The sequence below is a fragment of the Pandoraea iniqua genome, assembly GCF_902459685.1.
Classification (GTDB): domain Bacteria; phylum Pseudomonadota; class Gammaproteobacteria; order Burkholderiales; family Burkholderiaceae; genus Pandoraea; species Pandoraea iniqua.
The window spans coordinates 23,400-38,986 of sequence record NZ_CABPSF010000014.1 but is presented as its reverse complement, the minus strand read 5'-3'; the positions used below and the strand labels follow the sequence as shown (position 1 = coordinate 38,986).

At 63.1% G+C, this 15,587-nt stretch carries 16 protein-coding genes; 7 read left to right on the top strand and 9 right to left on the bottom strand.

The features are described from left to right. The 4 genes from PIN31009_RS27510 to rpsL all read right to left on the bottom strand — a co-directional run. Positions 1-257 (bottom strand): GTP-binding protein (locus PIN31009_RS27510; protein WP_246185904.1); only part of this gene is annotated, 257 nt, incomplete at its 3' end. 85 nt (positions 258-342) lie between these two features. After that, positions 343-2,445: an elongation factor G gene (fusA, locus tag PIN31009_RS27505; protein WP_058376385.1), complete on the bottom strand. Its 2,103-nt coding sequence runs from the start codon at positions 2,443-2,445 to the stop codon at positions 343-345. A gap of 117 nt (positions 2,446-2,562) precedes the next feature. Next, positions 2,563-3,033, bottom strand: a complete 471-nt coding sequence (gene rpsG, locus PIN31009_RS27500) for a 30S ribosomal protein S7 (RefSeq protein WP_017232357.1) — start codon at positions 3,031-3,033, stop codon at positions 2,563-2,565. Between the two features lie 126 nt (positions 3,034-3,159). Further along, positions 3,160-3,534, bottom strand: coding sequence for a 30S ribosomal protein S12 (rpsL, locus tag PIN31009_RS27495; RefSeq protein ID WP_010804142.1), 375 nt, complete (start codon positions 3,532-3,534; stop codon positions 3,160-3,162). A 387-nt stretch (positions 3,535-3,921) separates the two neighbouring features. On the opposite strand from rpsL, the gene PIN31009_RS27490 reads away from it, so the two are divergent. From PIN31009_RS27490 to PIN31009_RS27480, 3 genes are all read left to right on the top strand, one after another. Next, on the top strand, positions 3,922-5,316 hold the full coding sequence (locus PIN31009_RS27490) for an aminotransferase-like domain-containing protein (RefSeq protein WP_150792135.1): 1,395 nt from the start codon (positions 3,922-3,924) through the stop codon (positions 5,314-5,316). Positions 5,317-5,444: 128 nt separating this feature from the next. Further along, entirely contained in the window at positions 5,445-6,662 is a 1,218-nt protein-coding gene (locus tag PIN31009_RS27485; RefSeq protein WP_150792134.1) for a hypothetical protein, read from the top strand. Positions 6,663-6,922: 260 nt separating this feature from the next. Then, positions 6,923-7,645: an HAD family hydrolase gene (locus PIN31009_RS27480; RefSeq protein ID WP_058376389.1), complete on the top strand. Its 723-nt coding sequence runs from the start codon at positions 6,923-6,925 to the stop codon at positions 7,643-7,645. Here PIN31009_RS27480 and PIN31009_RS27475 read toward each other — a convergent pair. Together PIN31009_RS27475 and PIN31009_RS27470 are read right to left on the bottom strand one after the other, a co-directional pair. Continuing rightward, positions 7,593-8,294, bottom strand: coding sequence for an AraC family transcriptional regulator (locus tag PIN31009_RS27475; protein WP_246185903.1), 702 nt, complete (start codon positions 8,292-8,294; stop codon positions 7,593-7,595). The two genes, PIN31009_RS27480 and PIN31009_RS27475, sit on opposite strands and share 53 nt — an antisense overlap. 203 nt (positions 8,295-8,497) lie before the next feature. Beyond that, positions 8,498-8,899, bottom strand: coding sequence for a CopD family protein (locus PIN31009_RS27470; protein WP_150686723.1), 402 nt, complete (start codon positions 8,897-8,899; stop codon positions 8,498-8,500). Between the two features lie 149 nt (positions 8,900-9,048). On the opposite strand from PIN31009_RS27470, the gene PIN31009_RS27465 reads away from it, so the two are divergent. Then, positions 9,049-9,357: a DUF4148 domain-containing protein gene (locus PIN31009_RS27465; RefSeq protein WP_150792132.1), complete on the top strand. Its 309-nt coding sequence runs from the start codon at positions 9,049-9,051 to the stop codon at positions 9,355-9,357. A 288-nt stretch (positions 9,358-9,645) separates the two neighbouring features. Here the strand turns inward: PIN31009_RS27465 and PIN31009_RS27460 are convergent, their stop codons facing one another. Beyond that, complete coding sequence (locus PIN31009_RS27460) at positions 9,646-10,356, bottom strand: dienelactone hydrolase family protein (protein WP_246185902.1); 711 nt, start codon at positions 10,354-10,356, stop codon at positions 9,646-9,648. Positions 10,357-10,658: 302 nt separating this feature from the next. After that, complete coding sequence (locus tag PIN31009_RS27455) at positions 10,659-11,066, bottom strand: DUF302 domain-containing protein (RefSeq protein WP_150792130.1); 408 nt, start codon at positions 11,064-11,066, stop codon at positions 10,659-10,661. 230 nt (positions 11,067-11,296) lie between these two features. Here PIN31009_RS27455 and PIN31009_RS27450 point away from each other — a divergent pair, with 230 nt between their 5' ends. Continuing rightward, a complete protein-coding gene (locus PIN31009_RS27450) occupies positions 11,297-11,800 on the top strand; it encodes a hypothetical protein (protein ID WP_150792129.1) in 504 nt (167 codons plus the stop codon). A 45-nt stretch (positions 11,801-11,845) separates the two neighbouring features. Here PIN31009_RS27450 and PIN31009_RS27445 read toward each other — a convergent pair whose 3' ends face one another. Next, positions 11,846-12,778, bottom strand: coding sequence for a LysR family transcriptional regulator (locus PIN31009_RS27445; RefSeq protein ID WP_150686718.1), 933 nt, complete (start codon positions 12,776-12,778; stop codon positions 11,846-11,848). A gap of 151 nt (positions 12,779-12,929) precedes the next feature. On the opposite strand from PIN31009_RS27445, the gene PIN31009_RS27440 reads away from it, so the two are divergent. Together PIN31009_RS27440 and PIN31009_RS27435 are read left to right on the top strand one after the other, a co-directional pair. Beyond that, the gene (locus PIN31009_RS27440) at positions 12,930-14,141 is read left to right on the top strand and encodes an amino acid aminotransferase (protein ID WP_150792128.1); all 1,212 of its coding nucleotides are present in this window, start codon (positions 12,930-12,932) and stop codon (positions 14,139-14,141) included. A 134-nt stretch (positions 14,142-14,275) separates the two neighbouring features. Continuing rightward, positions 14,276-15,574 carry an MFS transporter gene (locus PIN31009_RS27435; protein WP_087686336.1) on the top strand — a complete coding sequence of 433 codons (1,299 nt, stop codon included), beginning with the start codon at positions 14,276-14,278 and terminating at the stop codon, positions 15,572-15,574. The last annotated feature ends 13 nt before the right edge of the window (positions 15,575-15,587 follow it).

Here is a 15,587-nt window from a genome sequence, read left to right as displayed (position 1 = left end):
GCGTGGCCCGGGCAGTCAACGTGTGCGTAGTGGCGGTTAGCCGTTTCGTACTCGATGTGCGCGGTGTTAATCGTAATACCGCGTGCCTTTTCTTCCGGCGCTGCGTCGATTTCGTCGTACTTCTTTGCCGTGCCGCCGAACTTCGACGACAGAACCGTTGCGATAGCGGCCGTCAGGGTGGTCTTGCCATGGTCAACGTGACCGATGGTGCCGACGTTCACGTGCGGCTTAGTCCGCTCGAATTTTTCCTTTGCCATTTCCGAATCCTCAGATACTGAATAGACGATTTAAACAGAGTGACGGGCACTGCATCACATGACGCAGACACCCTTCAAAACGAATTTACTTGCTCTTGGCGCTGATGATGCCTTCGCTCACGTTCTTCGGAGCTTCAGCGTAGTGCTTGAACTCCATCGTGTACGTGGCGCGGCCTTGCGTGGCCGAACGCAGCGACGTCGAATAGCCGAACATTTCCGACAGCGGAACTTCAGCGCGCACGATCTTGCCGCCGCCGACCATGTCGTCCATGCCCTGGATAATGCCGCGACGCGACGACAAGTCGCCCATCACGTTACCCATGTAGTCTTCCGGCGTTTCGACTTCGACAGCCATCATCGGCTCGAGAATCACCGGGCTGGCGCGACGCATAGCTTCCTTGAAAGCCATCGAACCGGCCATACGGAACGCGTTTTCGTTCGAGTCCACATCGTGGTACGAACCGAACGTCAGGCGAACCTTGACGTCCACCACCGGGAAGCCGGCCAGAACACCGTTCTTGAGGGTGTCCTGAATACCCTTGTCGACCGCCGGGATGTATTCGCGAGGAATGACACCGCCCTTGATCTCGTCGAAGAACTCGTAGCCCTTGCCTTGCTCGTTCGGCTCCAGCGTGATGACCGCGTGACCGAATTGGCCGCGACCGCCCGACTGCTTGACGAACTTGCCTTCGACGTCCGTAGCTGCCTTGCGAATGGTTTCGCGGTAAGCAACTTGCGGTGCGCCGATGTTGGCTTCCACGCCGAATTCGCGCTTCATACGGTCCACCAGAATTTCGAGGTGGAGCTCGCCCATACCCGAAATGATGGTCTGACCCGATTCTTCATCGGTTTGCACGCGGAACGACGGGTCTTCCTGCGCCAGGCGGTTCAGGGCGAGGCCCATCTTTTCCTGGTCGACCTTGGTCTTCGGCTCGACAGCCTGCGAAATCACCGGCTCCGGGAACACCATGCGCTCGAGCACGATCGGGGCGGTCGGGTCGCACAGCGTGTCACCCGTGGTCGCATCCTTCAAACCGACGGCTGCGGCGATGTCGCCTGCACGCACTTCGTCGATTTCTTCGCGCTGGTTCGCGTGCATCTGCACGATACGGCCCAGACGTTCCTTCTTGCCCTTGACCGAGTTCAGCAGCGTGTCGCCCTTGTTCACGACGCCCGAATAGACGCGGAAGAAGATCAGCTGGCCAACGAACGGGTCGGTCATGATCTTGAATGCCAGCGACGAGAACTTCTCGTCGTCGGCAGCGCGACGCTCGACCGGCTCTTCCTTGTCGTTCGTGCCCTTGACCGGCGGAATGTCGATCGGCGACGGCAGGAAGTCGATCACGGCGTCCAGCATACGCTGCACACCCTTGTTCTTGAACGCAGTACCGCACAGCATCGGCTGGATTTCGCAAGCGATGGTACGCGTGCGCAGGCCCAGGATGATGTCTTCTTCGGAGAGGTCGCCCTCTTCGAGGTACTTGTTCATGAGCGCTTCGCTCGACTCGGCAGCAGCCTCGACCATGCTTTCACGCCACTTCTTGGCTTCCGCTTGCAGCTCGGCCGGCACATCGACGTAGTCGAACTTCATGCCTTGCGAAGCTTCGTCCCACAAGATTGCCTTCATCTTGATCAGGTCGACGACGCCCTTGAAGTTTTCTTCGGCACCGATCGGCACCACCACCGGCACCGGGTTGGCCTTCAGGCGGTTCTTCAGTTGGTCATAGACCTTGAAGAAGTTTGCGCCGGTACGGTCCATCTTGTTGACGAACGCCAGACGCGGCACGCCGTACTTGTTGGCCTGACGCCACACGGTTTCCGACTGGGGCTGCACGCCACCCACAGCGCAATACACCATGCACGCGCCGTCAAGAACACGCATCGAGCGCTCGACTTCAATCGTGAAGTCGACGTGACCCGGGGTGTCGATGATGTTGATGCGGTGCTTTTGGTAATTGTTCGCCATGCCGGACCAGAAGCAGGTCGTGGCAGCCGACGTAATCGTGATGCCACGCTCTTGTTCCTGCTCCATCCAGTCCATCGTCGCGGCGCCATCGTGCACTTCACCGATTTTGTGGTTCACACCGGTGTAGAACAAAATGCGCTCGGTCGTCGTGGTTTTACCGGCGTCGATGTGAGCGCTAATACCGATGTTGCGGTAGCGCTCGATAGGGGTTGTACGAGCCACTTTAAGCCTCTTTCAATGTAGCCGCCATTTTTGAGGGGGCTACTAACACAAACGGGCGAGGCGCAATTTCTCATGCGCACCCGCCCCGGTTTCTGCTCTAGGTACTGCCTGCCAGCGTCAGAAGCGGAAGTGCGAGAAGGCCTTGTTGGCTTCAGCCATGCGGTGAACTTCGTCACGCTTCTTCATCGCACCGCCACGGCCTTCCGAGGCTTCGATCAGCTCGCCTGCCAGACGCAGGGCCATCGACTTTTCGCTACGCTTCTTCGCGGCCTCACGCAACCAACGCATCGCCAATGCCATACGACGCGACGGACGCACTTCGACCGGAACTTGATAGTTTGCACCGCCAACACGGCGGCTCTTCACTTCAACCACCGGCTTCACGTTACCGAGAGCGGTGTTGAAGATTTCCAGCGGATCCTTGCCCGCCTTGGTTTGGATCTGCTCGAAAGCACCATAAACGATGCGTTCTGCCACCGACTTCTTGCCGGCAAGCATCAACACGTTCATGAATTTAGCGACATCAACGTTGCCGAACTTCGGATCGGGCAACACTTCGCGCTTGGGGACTTCGCGGCGACGCGGCATAATTTCTTCCTTAATTGTTTCAGTCGGAGCCAGGCTCCAGGCCACCTACTAGCCCTTCTCGGGCCGAGTGACCACTTACTCAGTGACGATTCAACACCATCACCGAACGTATGTCCGTGAGGCTGCTTAGGCCTTCGGACGCTTCGCGCCGTACTTCGAACGGGCTTGCTTACGGTCCTTGACGCCTTGCGTGTCGAGGCTACCGCGCACCATGTGGTAACGCACACCCGGCAAGTCCTTCACACGACCGCCGCGAATCAGCACGACCGAGTGTTCCTGCAGGTTGTGGCCTTCACCGCCGATGTACGAGATGACCTCGAAACCGTTGGTCAGGCGCACCTTGGCAACCTTACGCAGTGCCGAGTTAGGCTTCTTGGGCGTCGTCGTGTACACACGGGTGCACACACCGCGACGCTGCGGGCAGTCCTGCAGGGCCGGGCTCTTGCTCTTGATTTGAGCAGAGGTGCGCGGCTTGCGGACCAATTGGTTAATCGTTGGCATTGTGATTTCCTAAATGTGTCAAAAGCATGACAACCAAGGCGGGCTACCATGCAGATTTACTGCGCACTTCCCGGTAATTCTTGCGGATTACCCGCACCTAACCGCTTGATGCGAAAGCATTTTGGGTTGGGCACGCGCCTACCGCCGGAAAAACCGGAGCCTGCGACTATACATGGGGGATGTGCAAGTGTCAATGCAACCGGATGCGTTTTCGCTCGGTAAGTCGTTGATTGTTAACGGCTCAGTGGGATGCCCAACCCGCGGGCGCCAAGTGTCCGCTCACGCATCGCGACAGAATTCAGGCATTGCGACCGATATGTATGCAGACTAAACTGCATTACGACGCTGCACAGCGAAAATTCTCCATACATTCTACCGACATCCGCCATGGACGCCTCCCACGACACCCTGCGCGCCACGTTCTGGAAACCCGCACTGGCGGCGGGGAAAGGTCCGCGTTATCTGCGTCTTGCCAGCTTCATCGAGCAGGCCGTCGCGGATGGCCGGCTGCGCCCCGGCGACCGTCTGCCCGCGCAGCGCGAGCTCGCCTCGTGGCTCGGCATCGACTTCACCACGGTCACGCGCGCCTACAACCGGGCCCGCGAGCGCAACGCCATCGAGGGACGGGGGCCGTTGGGCACGTTTGTGAGCACACCGCGCGTAACGTTCGAACAGGTGCTCGATCTGGGCATGAACATCCCCCCCGCGCCGTCCGACCTTTTCCTCGGTGAATTGCTCCAGCAAGGGATCGACGAAGTGCTCACGCACACCGATGCGTCCATGCTCATGGCGTATCAACTGGGCGATGGCGGCATTGCGGACCGGCAGGCCGGTGCCCTCTGGCTGGCCCCCATGCTCGGCGAGCTCGACGCGTCGCAGGTCTCGGTATGCCCGGGTGCGCAGGCCACGCTGGCCGCGCTGTTGCTCACCGAGACGGTGCGCGACGAAACCGTTTTGTGCGAACCGATCGTGTATCCGGGCATTCGCAGCGCCGCCCGCACACTGGAGCGCAAGCTCGTCGCGGTGGCGGCCGATGACGACGGCATGCTGCCCGACGCACTCATCGCCGCTGCCCGTGAGCACAAGGCCCGTGTCGTCTACCTGAACCCGACGCTGCAAAACCCGACGGCACGGACCATGCCCGAGGCCCGCCGGCGCCAGTTGCTCAACGTCGCCGAGACGCTCGATCTGACGGTGATCGAAGACGATCCGTACTGGCGCCTTGCCCACCGGGCCCCGCCGCCGCTCGCGCGCCTCGCGCCGCACCGTGTGCATTACATTGCCACGTTGTCGAAATGCCTCACGCCCGGCCTGCGCACCGCTTATCTGCGCCTCGCCGACGCCCGCCGCCGCGACGCTTTCCTCGGCACATTGAATGCGTTTGCCTTGATGGCACCGCCGCTGATGACCGGGCTGGCTACCCAGTGGATTCACAACGGCATGGCCGACCGCATTCTGGCCGGCGTGCGCAGCGCCGCCGCGCAACGCCAGACCATTGCCGCCGAGGTGCTGGGCGACATTGGCGCGACGCCTGAACAGGGCATCCATCGCTGGCAGTCGCTGCCCGCCCCATGGACCGCCCGCGAATTGACGATGGCGGCCCGTGCCGAAGGCTTGGCGGTGACCCCCGCCGACGCGTTCTGTCTGACCCCCGACGCCCCCAACGCCATCCGTATTTCGCTGGGGGGTGTACGCGACCCCGAACGTCTCGCCAGCGCGCTCAAGCGACTGAAATCGCTCTTGAGTGAAGCGCCGCCCAGCGTGCACTCGGCGATTGTCTAGACGCCTGACGTCGAGTTGATCGGAAACCCCAACGCGTTGCGCCGGAACCGACAAACGCAATCTGCACGAATGGGAACACTGCGAAGCACCACGGGACAGGCCCGTGGTACTGACCGGAATGACCCCTTATGCACATTGGAAAATGGCTGACGGCGGCATTGGCCGCCACAACGGGGATGCCGATCAACACGGCCCCCACCTCCGACTTTGCCGATGCGTTCGTCGCCGGCACGCACCCGCCGCCATCCGACGCGGGCCCTTCGCCCCCTGCCAGACCGTCTGCAATGCGCCGCGCCAGCGTCCCGGCCTACGCGCCAACCGCGGCCCCCACCTTCAGGTCGACCTTGGCGCCGGCATCCGTCACCCCGTCGGCTGACACGTCTGCCGCCACTTCCCCGTCGACATCCGCATCCCCTTCCACGAGCACAACCGCGCCCTCACAACCCTACGACTGGTCACGTCCACCGATCACGCGCGCAGCGTATCTGGCCGAACAACTGGCGGCTGTCCCGCCGGTCTGCGTCGTCGGCAGCCGGATGGACAGCGGCGATTGCCTGCTCGACGTTCCTGCGGGTGAACGAACCTACGTTCGCGTCAGCGAATTGATGCGGCGCGGCTGCGAGAAGTCGTTACCTGAGCGCACGCAGGCAGCGCTGTCCGTCGTCCGGAGAGACGCAGACGCCCTCGAAGCGGGCTTCGAAGCCCGTTTCGCCAGCGAATCGCAGGGTCGCTACGCCACGAAAGCCATCGCGCAGCGCCTGCGAGAGCGCATCGGCGACCTGACGCCGGAACTGCGCGAGGCGCTGGCGGCGGGCACCGCCTACATCGAAGTGCCGCGCCTGACGTTCCAGCGCGTCGTACGCGGCACGCAGGAAGCCCAGCGGAACAATCTGTTCCTGCGCATTCCCGACCGCGACGTGCCGGTACCGGCCGGCGACGCGCTGACCGACGAAGCCACGCTGGGGGCGTTCATCCGGATTCCGGGGGAAAACGGCGTGCGCACGCTGCTCGTCTCGCTGAGCACGCGAGCCACGGTCGAGCCGGTGCGTCACGACCCCATGACCTACACCGGCCTGCATATCGACCACCTGTTTGGCGACGTGCCCGAGTACTACCTCGTCGGACGAATTCACATGCAAAAGCTCGCCGTGGGCGACGATCTCGTGCACACCCTGTCGAAACGGCTCCACGAGGGGCATCGACGGTACCGGGACTTCGCGTACGGCAAGACCCGGGAGCAGGTCGCCCGCAACTCACATGCCGACGTCCGGCAACCGCTCTGCGAGCCCCGCCGCCGACGGCTGTCGCGCACGCAATTGTTGTTCCGGCGGGTTTCATTGGGCTGATCGTTGGGTTGATCGCCGGGCTGATCACGGGCTGATGCCGACGCGGCCGGGCCCGGAGTTTCCGCGTAAAAAAAGGCATAAAAAAGCGACACCCGGGCGGCTTTCCCCCTTGATGCGCATCAGCCCTGTCAAATACCGTAGCCGAAGGTGTCGCAAACGGCGTATCCCGTGTCACCCGGCGCGTTTTATTTGATGCCGCGAATTCGTACACTCCGAGACTTCGTCTGTCACGACGCCTCTCCTCCTATTTCTATATCCCCATGCAGGCGAGTTTCGAAAAAGACAGCATTCTGGTACTCGACGTCGATGGCACGCTCACAGATTCGGTGCGCATCCACCAGCGCGCGCTGCTGGGCGCCATGGAGTCGCTGGCCTTCGAAGCATTGAACACCGACTGGGGCAGCTACCCGCATCACACCGATACGGGGATTCTGATCCACGCGCATGCCGAGAATGGCCGTGCCCTGCCCCAGCCGCACGATCTCGCGCGCTTCGAGCATGAGATCGACGAACGTTTCACGGCGCTGCTCAACGCCCACGGGCTGGCGGAGATTCCCGGCGCGCGCGCTTTCGTCGAGGCCGCGCACCGGTCGCGCTGGGGTGTGGTGTTCGCCACCGGTGGCATCCGGCAGGTCAGCCATCGCAAGCTGCGCTCGGTGGCCATCGATTACACCGATGCCATGCTCATCACGGCCTCCGAATACAGCTCGCGCGAGCAACTGGTGAGCGAGGCGATCAAGCGCGCGCAGGCGGGTTACGGCATCACGAATCCGCGCGCGATCGTGTCGATCGGCGACGGCATGTGGGATCTGAAGGTGGCACGCACGCTCGGCATCGACTTCGTCGGCATCGGCTCGAAGCGTCAGCGCTCACCGCTCTACGCCGAAGGCGTGCCGGTCTACGACGATATGTGGGAAGCCATGCACTGGCTCAATCCGGGTGCCGGCCGCGCGTCAGGTATTCGCTTGGCGTCACGCCCATAAGGCGGCGAAACATCGTGGAGAACGCGCTCGGCGTGTCGTAACCGACTTCGAGCGCCACCTGCGTGATGGGCCGCCCGGCCCCCAGCAGCGGCAATGCGCCGAGCAGCCGCATGTGTTGCCGCCACTCCCGAAACGGCAAACCGAACTCCGTCATGAAACGGCGCTCCAGCGTACGGCTCGACGCGCCCACTTCGGACGCCCAATCCTGCAAGCTGCGCATGTCGGCCGGTGTGGCCAGATAAGCGTCGAAGATCTTGCGCAAGCGGGCATCGACCGGCACCTGCAAGTGCAGCGGCGTGTCGCTCTTCCATTCGATTTCGTGCAGCAGCAGGGCGATGACCAGACCGTCTTTGCCGTCGGCGGCCCAGTCTTTGGGTAGCGCCATGGCGCGCAGAATCAGCTCGCGCAGCAACGGGGTGACGCGAATGGCCACCGGCGTGTCGGGGGCGCTCAGACCACAGCGCGCCACGTCGACGTAAATCGTGCGCATTTCGACTTTGCCCCGCATACGCACTTCATGCGAGACGTTCCCCGGAATCCACAACGCGCGTTGCGGCGGTATTACCCAGAACGACGTATCCGTGCGTACTTCCAGAATTCCAGCACGCGCGAACATCAGTTGCGCACGCCGGTGGCTGTGGGGCGTCACGATAAAACCATCTGGGTAATCTTTCGCCAGCGCGCCGACGGGGCGGTCGTGACCTGGACCATCCAGGGTTACCGCACTTGAGATCGGCATCGGGCCATTTTTCGGCGTTATAGGCGACCACGCCAGCGTAACACCGCCGACACACGCTCACCAAGCCGATTGCCCTCAATGAGCGCCTCGATTGCCTTACCGCGTCATGCGCATCAGAAGGGTTTCACGATAACCATGACGACGATGACGGCCATCGACACCAGCGTGACGGGCAGCGCCCGCTGAAATAGCGACGGCGACGGCTGCGTTACGCCGTCGCGCTCCAGCCTGCGCAGTGTGGCGGACAGGCGCCCGTGCAACGCCGAGATCACCAGCACGAAGACCAGTTTGACCATCAACCACGGCGCGCTCCACCAATTCGCCATGACCGCCAGCGTTGGGCCGCTAAGCCACACGACGATGAGCGCCGGCGACGCCAGCCGATAGTCGGCCTGCCGCGCGATGCGGCGCCATTCGGGCTGCGCCAGACGCCCGCCGAGCGACATCGCCACCAGCCCGGCAATCAACAAAATCACGGCAATCAGATGTACGGCCTTGATCCACAGATAAAGCATCGATGTCTCCTCAGTCGTTTTCGATTATTTCTTAATTGACAAGAGTTGCTTGACGAATGTCGTGTTTATTGTCGAGTCGCGCATCAATAGACTGTAACTGTCGACGATGAATTACACATCGCCCCCTTCAAAAGACAGGAGAAAACATCATGAAGCGCACTCTTATTACCTCGGCTCTGGTTTCCGCAATGCTTGCTGTGTCGGCCGGTTCGGCCTTTGCCAGCGACGCCTTCGACGGTCCTTCGGAATTCTCGTGGGTTCCGCAAACCAGCGTTCTCACCCGCGCCCAAGTTCGTGAAGAACTGATTCAAGCCCAGAAGGCTGGCATCGTGGTTCAACACGACAGCGTCTATCCGAAGGCAGCGCCGAGCGCCCAACCGGTCTCGAGCAGCGCCCCGGTCACCATGGGTTCGGTCGGTGGCTCGCAACGCGCCGGTTCGACCTACTTCGGTTCATAAGCTAAATTGCCGCGCCGCGCGTCCCGCTCAGGGGACCGCGGCGCGGTGCGCGTTCTGCGCATGACGACGCGCCGGCATCGTCCCGGCGTTCAGCGTGTTTCCGGTCTCGTATGGCGGGTGCTGGATGTTTCAGCCAGCCCGGCATCGCCGCAGGCTCCTGTCGCTGTGCGTAGTGGTTCAACGCACAGGACTTTGCCCGTCGCTTCGGCGACGGGCTTTTTTAGCACAGTCTGCCAATGAAAAGCCCGCCCGAAAACTGGGGCGGGCTTTTTTGCAACGTGCGCCGGCTTACTTCGACAACCACGTCGACAAGAACGCGAGTGCACGGCCGTGGGCGAGCGCCGCCGACGGCTGGTGGTACGAGCCACGCGACCAGCAGTTGAAGCCGTGATCGGCCTGCGGATACACGAAGACTTCGGTATTCGGCCGCGACTTCACGGCCTCGGTGACCGCCGTCACGATATCCGGCGTGATGTGGCTGTCCAGCGCGCCATAGTGGAATTGCGTCGGGACGTTGAGGTTGGCGGCTTCGCCGAGATAGTTGTGAATGCCCCCGCCGTAGTACGGCACGGCAGCGTCGACCAGACCGCGCGCCGCGGCCAGATACGACACCAAGCCGCCGAAGCAGTAACCGACCGCCGCCACTTTCGCGCCCGCGTCGAGTTTGCTGCGCAGCGCCTTGACGCTGGCGCCGACGTCGGCGACGGCCTTCTCCACGTCGACCGACTTGCGCAACTCCATCGCGCGCGCCATATCGTCGCCCGAGTAGCCGAGTTCGACGCGCGGGGCGGCGCGCCAGAAGATGTCCGGGGCGATCACGACATAGCCGTCCGACGCGTACTGGTCGGCCACACCGCGAATGTGTTCGTTCACACCAAAGATTTCTTGCACCAGCACGATGCCCGGTGCGTTAGCCGTCTTGCCCGACGGCGGCAATGCCAGATAGGCATCGAAAGTACCGTCGACGGTTTCGACGCGGATCCATTGACTGTTCGACACGGGATGACTCCTCACGAAAAAGGGGGAAAGCCTGCGCTCGCGACCCGCCGACCGGCCGGTCCGCCGGCAACCGTGGGGAACGGCTGCATCCGGCGATGGCTGTCGCGCACAGAAAGGCCGGATCAGTATAGGCATTTTTCGTGATGCGCACCGGGCGTGCCCACGCCCGTGGCATAAGGCTCAGCGGGCGCCCACGCGTGTCCTGACGGTGAGCCGGGGTCCATCGCGCCCGATCGCGGCGTGGCGCCCCTCGCCCGTCGTTTCAGCCGCCGAACCCATGTATCACCGGCATGGCGCCGGGGTCATGCCTTGAGCGCCGCCTCAAGCAGCTTTGCAACACCACCGAAGGCCGCCACTTGTGCGGCATCGATACCGTACAAGGCACTCAGCGCGGGCCCGGGGTTCAGGAAATCCACCCGCACCTCGTCGGCGGAGGCCGCCCAGACCATCACCTTGAGTGGCAACTCCAGCCCGGCATGCGGGTTGGCCGCCATGACCGGCGTGCCGCCTTTCGGGTTGCCGAACAACACCAGACGCGTCGGCCTCAGTGAGAGTCCCGCCGATGCTGCGGCAGCACTCTGATCGATGTCTGCAAAGATCGTCATGCCGTGCTGCTTGAGCGTGTCGATCACGCGCGCGAGCGTCGCATAGAAATCCAGCGGGCTGCGCAGCGACGTGACGGCAACCGGGCGAACGAATTCGGTAGTCATGAAGCGCTCCTTCTCAAAGATCCGCGGCGACCTGCGGCATGGGTTCGCCCACACCGCCGCCAACCCGCATCGCCTCACACATTACACCTCACCCGCCCACACGCCGCTTCCACGCATTCCACGCCTCCCACCTTACACACGGTTACCACCGACCGATGCACAGCACCGCGCACGATACGCTTGGCGCATGCGTTCGACATTCCAGTGAACGTCTTTATTACGGAGTCCATATGATGAAGATCACGCTTCGCCAGCTCTCGGGTGTTGTTGCCATGACCATGGCACTGGCGGCCACCACCACGACCGCCGCGCACGCCGCACCGGCCAATACCTCAGACATGCCGCCGCAAATCGTCCTCGCGCAGAACGGCCCGCAAGGCAATGACATGCCGCACGCCGGCGCCGGGCCGCAAGGTCCTCAAGGCCCCGGTGGCCCGCGTGGCCCGGGACCGATGGGACCTCGTGCGCCGGGTGGCCCCGCGTTCGGTGCGATGCGTACCATCGACGAAATCGCGCACCTGTACCGCGTTGGCGGTCATCCCGAAAACGTGCTGCCGTTCTATCGCGAAACGTTGACGCAAACGCGTGATCCGCTGCTGCGCCACCACTTGCGTGAAGCCATCGCGCGCGAAGAACTGAAGCCGTCCGACACGAACGCGGCCATCTCGACGCTGCGCGCGCAATTGAGCGAGGATCTCGCCGCGCTGCCGTCACCCGACGGCAAGCGCAGATAAGCTCACAGATAAGCGACGCTCATCAATGCGAAGCGGCCCCGCACATCAATCACGCGAGGCCGACATGATGCGTTCGTTCCACTGCGGCAACCAGTCGAGCAGAAATTGCGCGAAACCTTCGGCAGCGGGTGACGCGGCGCGCGACACCGGCCGATACACACACACCTGACGGATCGTCTCCGGCGCGACCACGCGCTGCATCACCAGACCGAAGGTATTGGCGAGCGCCGCCACATAGCCGGGGGTCAGCGTGGACGCGAGACCCTGCGCCGCAATGCCGAGCGCCGTGGTCACGTTATCGACGACATCGATGGGCGTGATGCGTGCGTCGGGCGGTGCGCTCGCGCGCATTTGCTCGACGCTGCGCTCGTGATCGCGTCCTGCGGCCACGAGCGGCGTGTCACGCAGGTCTTGCCAGCGCAGTCGCTTGCGTTTGGCGAGCGGGTGCGACGGCGCGCACCACAACACCCACGGACTATCGAACGCCGGCGCCCCGGCAACATGCGCACCGGTCGCACGATTGGGGCCGATGGCGAGATCGAGATCGCCATTGGCGACGTGATCGATCAGCGCGTCGACCGGCGTATCGACCACGCGCACGACAACCTTCGGACGCAACGCCGCGTAGTCGCGAATCGCTGCCGGCAGTGCCATGCCCGCGAGTACGAGCGGCGCCCCCACGCGCACGATGCCGGCGGCACGATTGCGCAAATCGTCGGCAGTCTTCTCCGCCGCCTGCACGTGACGCAACACGGACTCCGCAGATGCAAGAAAGTCGCGTCCGGCACTGGAGAGCGCCACACGTCGCGTCGTGCGATCGAAGATGCGGAAGCCGAGTACGGATTCAAGCTCGGCCACGAGTTGGCTCACCGCCGACGACGTGAGACCCAGCCGCTTGCCGGCTTCGGCGAAGCTGTGCAGCTCGGCAATGGCAATCAGGGCTTCGAACTGGCGCAGCGTGACACGGGTCAGGGGCATGGGGTTTCGATTATCAAGTTTCGCTTACGAATCGACCAAAATCGATTGATTGTTCCGCAAAGGGTCGTCGCCCACAATCGATTTCAAAAATCCACTGCGATTCCTTTGATCCATTTGCGTCCAGAGTCTGCGACGCCCCCTGCGAGGTTTCATGCGAGGTTCTACGTTTTCTCACGTCGATGCCTATCCCGGCGACCCGATCCTTGGTCTGAACGAAGCGTTCGGTCAGGACCCCCGGCCACATAAGGTCAACCTGTCGATCGGCATCTATTTCGACGACGCTGGCCGTCTGCCCGTGATGGGCGCCGTGCGCGAGGCGGAAGCCCGCGTACTGGCCGACATCGGTCCGCGCCCGTACCTGCCGATGGCCGGCTCTGCCGCCTATCGCGACGCCGTGCAGGCCCTTGTGTTCGGCGACGCCTGCGCCGCCCGCCGCGAGCAGCGCATTGCCACTTTGCAGACCCTCGGTGGCGGTGGCGCGCTACGCGTGGGTGCCGACTTCCTCAAGCGCTACTTCCCCGACGCCACCGTGTGGATCAGCGATCCCAGTTGGGACAACCATCGCGTCGTGTTCGAGAGCGCCGGTTTTCCCGTGCAGGCGTATCCGTATTACGACGACGCGACCGGCGGCCTGCGTTTCGACGCCATGCTCGACACCCTTGCCAAACTGCCGCCGCAAAGCATCGTGCTGCTGCACGCGTGCTGCCATAACCCGACCGGCGTCGATCTCACCCCGCAGCAGTGGCAGACACTGATCCCGGTACTGCGCGAGCGCGGCCTCATCGCTTTCGTCGATATGGCGTATCAGGGCTTCGGCGACGGACTCGATGCCGACGCCTTCGCCGTGCGCGCACTCACCGAGTCGGGCGTACCGACCGTCGTGGCGAACTCGTTCTCGAAGAACTTCTCGCTGTATGGCGAGCGGTGCGGCGCGTTGTCGGTCGTCTGCACTTCGGCCGAGGAAGCCTCACGCGTCTTCGGACAGCTCACCGGCACGGTGCGTGCCAACTACAGCAACCCGCCCACGCATGGTGCGCGACTCGTCGCACAGGTACTCACGACCCCCGCGCTGCGCCAAGCATGGGAAAGCGAACTCGACGGCATGCGCACGCGTATCGCCGCGATGCGCACCGAAATTCACGCGCAACTCGCTTCGCATGTCAGCGACGAGAAGCGTTCGCGCTACCTCGCGCAGCGCGGCATGTTCACGTACACCGGATTGTCCGCAGCGCAGGCAGACGCGCTACGCGAAACCCACGGCGTCTACATCCTGCGCTCGGGACGCATGTGCGTGGCGGGACTCAACACGCGCAATGTCGGCACGGTTGCCGGTGCGATTGCGCAGGTGCTGTCGGGTCACTGAGATAGCACGGGGGCGTTGGCGCCCCCGGCAAAGAACTGCCAGAAACGGATCATCGGAAACACGGAGCGCATGCCTCCGCCAAACGCATGCCGAATCGATAACTACATCACGACATCACGTCGACTGGAGACACCATGACAACAGCCACCGCCGCCGGCGCGCGTCCTGACGCGCACCAAGGCGACCACATTGCCAAGCACCCTTGGCGTGCGGTCATTTCCGCGTCCATCGGCAATGCGCTCGAATGGTTCGATCTGGTGGTGTACGGCTTCTTTGCCGTAACCATTGCGAAGCTGTTCTTCCCGACGCATGACGACACCACTTCGCTGCTGCTCACGCTGGGCACCTTCGGCGTGTCGTTCTTCATGCGCCCGCTGGGTGCGATTGTCATTGGTGTCTATGCCGACAAGCAGGGGCGACGCGCGGCGCTCACGCTGACCATTCTGATGATGATGGTCGGCACGGCGATCATCGCGTTCATGCCGACGTACGCTTCCATCGGCGTACTCGCGCCTGTGGGGATCGTCTTGGCGCGGATGATTCAGGGCTTTTCTGCGGGCGGTGAATTCGGCAGCGCGACGGCGTTTCTGGCCGAACACGCGCCACGGCGACGCGGCTTCTTCGCGAGCTTTCAGGTCGCGAGTCAGGGCCTGACGACGCTGCTCGCTGCCGGGTTCGGCGCGTTGCTCACCAGCACGCTGTCACCGGAGCAAATGCAGAGTTGGGGCTGGCGTGTGCCGTTCCTGTTCGGTCTGTTGATCGGCCCGGTGGCGTATTACATCCGTCGCCATGTCGACGAGACGCCGGAGTTCCTGCAAGCCGAGCCGACCGAGACGCCGTTACGCGACACGCTGGAGCATCAGAAGATGCGTCTGCTGCTCGCGGTGGGCGCTGTCGTCGTCGCAACGGTGTCGACGTATCTCGTGCTGTACATGCCGACGTATGCGATCAAGCAGTTGGGGTTGCCGGCATCGGTGGCGTTTGCCGCGACGGTGGCCACGGGGCTGGTGCAGATGTTCCTGTCGCCGGTGGTGGGCGCGTGGTCGGACCGTGCCGGTCGCACGAAGCCGATGATGATTGCGGCGGCAGCATTGCTGGTACTGATCTGGCCGATGTTCTGGCTGCTCTCGACGTATCCGAGCTTCGGCATGATGCTCGCGCTGCAAACGGTGCTGGGGGTGCTGATGACGGTGTACTTTGCGCCGTTGCCCGCACTGGCGTCCGAGATCTTCCCGGTGAAGACGCGCACCACGGGCCTGTCGCTGTCGTACAACCTGTCGGTGACGTTCTTCGGCGGCTTCGCCCCATTCATCCTGACGTGGCTCATCAACGTGACCGGCAGCAAGCTGGCACCGAGCTTCTACATGATGGCCGCGGCCGCAATCGGGCTCCTCGCTCTGAGCCGGATTTACCGGCATACCGGCGTGCGCTAGGTTGACTTAGAGC